The organism is Acidovorax sp. KPB24-03 (assembly GCF_057546605.1).
On record NZ_BAAJYR010000260.1, the window covers coordinates 1 to 4,906 of the forward strand.

Genomic DNA, 4,906 nt, shown 5'->3' on the forward strand with positions numbered 1-4,906 from the left:
ACCCTGTGCGTGGCTGCCCTGCTGCTGCTGGCGTGCGCGCAGGCGCTGGCCGCCATCGCAGAGGAATGGGCCGCGCCCACCGCGTGGGCCCTGTTCGACGACACCCTGGCCGCCACGCTGCGCGCCACCGCCAGCGTGGCCACGCTCACCCTGTTCGCGAACCTGACCCACGCCGGCGACACCGCCGTGCTGACCGTGCTGGCCGTGGCGGTGGCCGCCGCCCTCTGGCTGCGCCGTGACCGCCTGCTGGCCATCGGCTGGACGGCGGCGCTGGCCGGCAACGGGCTGCTCACGCGCGGCTTCAAGCACACCTTCGAACGCGTGCGGCCGGTGCACACGCACGAGATCGCCGTGGCCGATGGCTTCAGCTTTCCGAGCGGGCACAGCAGCAGCTCGCTGGTGGCCTACGGCATGCTGGCCTATCTGGCGCTGCGCCTGCTGCCCGCGCGCTGGCACCTGCCGGCCGTGCTGGTGGCGGTGGCCACCGTGTTCACCGTGGGCTGGAGCCGCGTGGTGCTGCAGGTGCACTTTGCCAGCGACGTGCTCGCCGGCTGGCTCACCGGCGGGGCATGGCTCGTGTGCTGCGTGATGGTGATGTCGGGCATCGGCCACTGGCGGCGCTCACGCGCCACGCCCGTGGCTTGAGGGGGGGCGTCAGCCCGCCCTGCGCGCGGCGCGGTCCGCCGCCAGGGACCACCCGAACACCGCCAGCCCGCCCAAGGCCAGCAGCACGCCCACCCAGCCGGTGGACGTCCAGCCCAGCCCGGCCGTGATCGCCACGCCACCCAGCCAGGCACCCAGCGCATTGGCGCAATTGAAGGCCGAGTGGTTGAGGGCCGCGGCCAGGGTCTGCGCCTCGCCCGCCACATCCATCAGCCGGATCTGCAGCGCCGGGCCGATGGCGACGATCGTGCCCAGCAGGAATGTCGCCGCGGCCGCCGTGACCACATGGTGCGCCGCGAACACGAAGCCGCCCAGCACCACGATGGACCACAGCAGCAGCCCGCCGATCGTGCGCATCAGCGATTTGTCCGCCAGGCGGGCGCCCACCAGGTTGCCCGCCACCATGCCCGCGCCGAACAGCGCCAGCACCAGCGGCACACCGGGCAGCGGCAGCCCGGCCACCTCGGTCAGCGTGGGCTTGATGTAGCTGAACACCGAGAACATGCCGCCGAAGCCGATCGCCCCGATGCCCAGCGTGAGCCACACCTGCTTGCGCCGCAGGGCGCCCAGCTCGCGCCAGGGGCTGGCGCCTTCGGCCGGCGGCTGGTAGGGCACGCCCCGGCGCACCATGGCCATGGCCGCCACCGCGATCAGCCCCACGAAGACGAACGCCGCGCGCCAGCCGAACACCTGCCCCAGCCACGCCGCGATCGGCACCCCCAGCAGGGTGGCCCCGGTCAGCCCCAGCATCACCAGCCCCACCGCGTGGGCGCGCCGCCCCGGTGGCGCGAGCGACGCCGCCACCAGCGCCGCGACGCCGAAATACGTGCCGTGCGGCAGCCCCGTCACGAAGCGCAGCACGTTCAGCGACAGGTATCCGGGCGCCATCGCCGAGGCGAAATTGCCCAGCGCATACACCCCCATCAACGCGATCAGCAATGCCCGCCGGCCCCAGCCCGCCGCCAGCACGGCCAGCACCGGCGCGCCGATCACCACGCCCAGCGCATAGGCGCTGATGACATGGCCCGCCTGAGGAATGCTCACCCCGATGTCGCGCGCCACCTCGGGCAGCAGGCCCATGATGACGAACTCGCCGGTACCGATGGAAAACCCGCCCAGGCCCAGCGCCAGCACGGCGCGCAGCAGCGTGCGGTCGTCCCGCGCAGGGGCAGTGGGAGAGATAGCGGCCGCCGGGGCGTCGGCGCAAGGGGGAGGAATCGAAGGCGTGGTCATGGAGGAACGGCTGGCGGGCAAGCAGATCAGGGTTAACCCGCAGGCCGAAGACCATATCACGCTCCGCCGCGCTCCGCAGGCCGGGGGACATCGCAGAACGCGCCGCTATGCTTTGGCGGCAGCGGCCTTGCGGCCCCGCGAATCCTCTTTGCATCCATCCCCCCAAGGAGTCCCCATGAACGACCAACCCTGGCACGGCGTGCGCGTGCTGGCCTTCGACATCTTCGGCACCGTGGTGGACTGGCACGGAAGCATCGTGCGCGAGGTGCAGGCCCTCTATCCGCAGGTGGACGCCGACGCCTTCGCGCTGGCCTGGCGCGAGGGCTACCAGCCCGCCATGCAGCGCGTGCGCAGCGGCGAACTGGGTTGGACCCGCATCGACGAACTGCACCGCCTGATCCTGGACGGCCTGCTGCCCCGCTTCGGCCTGCAGCACCTGACCGAGCCCGGGCGCCAGCACCTGAACCGCGTGTGGCACCGGCTCGACCCCTGGCCCGACAGCGTGGAAGGCCTGCAGCGCCTGAAGCGCCGCTACACGATCACCACGCTCTCCAACGGCAACATCGGCCTGCTGACGAACATGGCCAAGCGGGCCGGCCTGCCCTGGGACTGCATCCTGAGCGCCGAAGTGTTCCGCGCGTACAAGCCCGATCCCTCGGTGTACCAGGGCGTGGCCCGCACGTTCGACCTGGCGCCGGGGCAGGTGATGATGGTGGCGGCCCACCACGAGGACCTGGCGGCGGCGCGGGAATGCGGGCTGCGGACGGCCTACATCGAGCGGCCATGGGAGTTTGGAAAGGCTAGGCCAAAGGACGTGTCACCGCAGGCGGGAAACGACTGGCATGCGGAGAGTCTGGTGGGGCTGGCAGAGCGACTGGGCGCGTAAGCCGGCACGCGAGGCGCCAGCATCGCACGTGGGACGGCGGCAGGTAAGCTCACCGTATAACCACAGTGCCGAGGGATGGATGACCAAACAAACGTTGATGTGTCGACGCGACGGCTGCAGCAAGCCCGTCGAAATATCCGATCCAGGCCCGATGCGCCGGTTCATCCTCCAACTCCAGCAGTTGTACCGGGCCTCGACGCTGGCCGGTGACAACGCGGCGCAGTATTGGGCCGACATCGCGGTGAACTCCAGAAGCCCTTGGGCTCCATTGGCACACGTCCCCGGCGCTGTCGCGGTGTTATGGACACCCGAAATAGCACCAACCACCGCACTCACGCTCGGAACGGCAGGTTATGGCTTCGCCGCTCTGCCCAAGAACCTGAATCACTTCACTACGACAGCCGGTGCTGCAGGGATAGCACGCACCGGAGTGATCCGAGCCAGCGCTTTCCCCCGTCATGGCATCTATGGTCCAGGTGTCTATATGGCGCGCATCGGGCGGCCCACCAATCTGATCGTGGCAGCGCAGGCCCGGGTTCCGATCATGCTGGCCACGCCAGCGGGCACGGCACGTATCCTTCCTTACCTGGTGTATGTGAGATGGGGACTCAACGGCGTTAAGGTCACCCGATGAGCAAACGGAAACCCTCCGACTATCTCCAAACGGCAACAATCTGGTTTGCCTGGGCCTGCTGGGCCATCGCCTACTGGCAGTCGAGCTGGTGGTGGGTGGCGGGGTCCATGGTTCCTTATCTTCTTTCGCAGAGTTTCGGCCACTTTTTGGACCAAGACAAAGACGGCGGATGAATTGCCAGGCCGCAGCCTCTTCCGGATTACCGAATACTCAACCCGCGACCATCCCCTGCACGAACCGCCGCACGCGCGCATCGAACTCCGCGCTGGTGGCAGTGAACTCCACCCCCGCCAGCACCTGATCGCCCACCGGCTTGAGGGTGACCACGCGGGCGTACACGTCCCGGGCCGGGTAGTGCACCAGCGGCAGGTCGAAGGCCAGGCGCAGCTCGCCATGCAGCGGCACGGTGCCGTTCAGCTCCAGCAGCGCGCCGTGGTAGCCCATGTCGCGCAGGATGCCAGGCACGGCATGGGGCATGACCATGCCGTCCTGCACCAGTTGCCAGCTGCACGGCAGGCGCGCCTCCACGCGGTGGCTGCGGCGGAACTCCTGGCGCGGCACCTTGAGCTTGCGGCTGGGCACCGCCACCAGCTCGCGCATGGACAGCGGCTCGTCGCGCCCCTTCACGAAGACCTGCATGGGCGGGGCCACCGAGGCCATGCTCCAGCAGCGCTGGTACACGGCCTCGCTGACCAGCACCTGCCCGCGCAGGGCGAAGGTGCGCAGTTGCTGGGCCTCGACCACCACGTCGCCCAGCAGCACGGGCGACTGGCGCACGCCCGGCGCACCGCCGAAGCCCCCCACCAGGGCCGGGCCGCAGGCGATGCCGATGCCCAGGTAGATGGACGGCAGGCGGTCTTGCAGGAAGGCGTCGTTGAGATCGCGCGTGGCCATCTGCAGGGCCAGCGCGCACATGGCGGCGCGGTGCACGTCGTCGTCAGGGCCACCGCTCCTGGCCGGATCGGCGCCCGGCGCATCGGCGGGCGCTGCCAGTCCGAAGACCACCGCCCCGGCATCGCCGGTGAGGTGGTCCACCTCGGCGCCGTAGCGGGCCAGCACGCCGTGCAGGCAGGCCAGGATGCGCTCCACCCAGACCAGGGATTGGTCGGGCGGCAACTGGGCGGCCAGCTGGGAGAAGTCGCGCAGGCCGATCTTCAGCAGCGTCACCTCGCGCGGCTGCAGGTGCGGGCCGGCGGCGGGGGGCAAGGAAGGGGGAACGGAGGTCTGCGGGTGCGGGAGGGGGGGTGCCGGGGCGTCGCCAGGGGGGAAAGAGGACATGGGAGCGCGGTGCTTTCTCTTCGGGGTGGCCTTTGGGAACTGCGGGCGCCGCGCCGGCCTTCTTCGCAGGGAGGGCGGGAGGGCACCCGGCCGCGCGGCAGGCGCTCGCACGCCAAGCATAGAGGGCCCGCGTTGCCATGGTCAAGGCGGGCGGCCATTCTCCCCTATGGCGCCTTCGCCCCCTGCCGGGCCAGCGTCATCCGCCCGTGCCG

At 70.4% G+C, this 4,906-nt stretch carries 5 protein-coding genes; 3 read left to right on the forward strand and 2 right to left on the reverse strand.

Annotated features, from left to right (window positions below; genetic code table 11):
* Positions 1 to 645 (forward strand): phosphatase PAP2 family protein (locus AC27KI_RS18650; RefSeq protein ID WP_487115204.1); only part of this gene is annotated, 645 nt, incomplete at its 5' end.
* Positions 646 to 654: 9 nt separating this feature from the next.
* Here the strand turns inward: AC27KI_RS18650 and AC27KI_RS18655 are convergent.
* On the reverse strand, positions 655 to 1,896 hold the full coding sequence (locus AC27KI_RS18655; protein ID WP_487115206.1) for an MFS transporter: 1,242 nt from the start codon (positions 1,894 to 1,896) through the stop codon (positions 655 to 657).
* Between the two features lie 175 nt (positions 1,897 to 2,071).
* On the opposite strand from AC27KI_RS18655, the gene AC27KI_RS18660 reads away from it, so the two are divergent.
* Positions 2,072 to 2,782 carry a haloacid dehalogenase type II gene (locus tag AC27KI_RS18660; RefSeq protein WP_487115208.1) on the forward strand — a complete coding sequence of 237 codons (711 nt, stop codon included), beginning with the start codon at positions 2,072 to 2,074 and terminating at the stop codon, positions 2,780 to 2,782.
* A 79-nt stretch (positions 2,783 to 2,861) separates the two neighbouring features.
* Positions 2,862 to 3,416: a hypothetical protein gene (locus AC27KI_RS18665; protein WP_487115210.1), complete on the forward strand. Its 555-nt coding sequence runs from the start codon at positions 2,862 to 2,864 to the stop codon at positions 3,414 to 3,416.
* Between the two features lie 210 nt (positions 3,417 to 3,626).
* On the opposite strand, the gene AC27KI_RS18670 is transcribed toward AC27KI_RS18665, so the two are convergent.
* Complete coding sequence (locus tag AC27KI_RS18670) at positions 3,627 to 4,622, reverse strand: adenylate/guanylate cyclase domain-containing protein (protein WP_487115212.1); 996 nt, start codon at positions 4,620 to 4,622, stop codon at positions 3,627 to 3,629.
* Positions 4,623 to 4,906: the final 284 nt, after the last annotated feature.